Origin of the sequence: Delftia sp. ASV31, assembly GCF_016428765.1 — a bacterium.
In the GTDB taxonomy this organism is placed as follows: Bacteria; Pseudomonadota; Gammaproteobacteria; order Burkholderiales; family Burkholderiaceae_C; genus Comamonas; species Comamonas acidovorans.
In genome coordinates this window covers 1-255 of the sequence record NZ_JAELTK010000342.1, presented here as the reverse complement: position 1 = coordinate 255, position 255 = coordinate 1, and the positions used below count along the sequence as shown (strand labels likewise).

The 255-nt window shown below is 76.5% G+C and carries 1 pseudogene; it reads left to right on the top strand.

From position 1 onward, the window contains the following. Positions 1-255, top strand: a pseudogene (locus JHD82_RS30555) (hypothetical protein); the annotation flags it as partial.

Genomic DNA, 255 nt, shown 5'->3' with positions numbered 1-255 from the left:
CCCCCCCCCCCCCCCCCCCCCCCCCCCCCCCCCCCCCCCCCCCCCCCCCCCCCCCCCCCCCCCCCCCCCCCCCCCCCCCCCCCCCCCCCCCCCCCCCCCCTTTTTAATGATCCGGCGACCACCGAGAACTACACTGTTCGCATTTCGTCGGCAGCGTCAGATGTGTATAAGAGACAGGCCAAGGCCGCCGCGCTGCAGGTGGGCGACCCCGCCGACGAGCGCACGCAGATGGGGCCGTTGATCACCGCCAAGCAC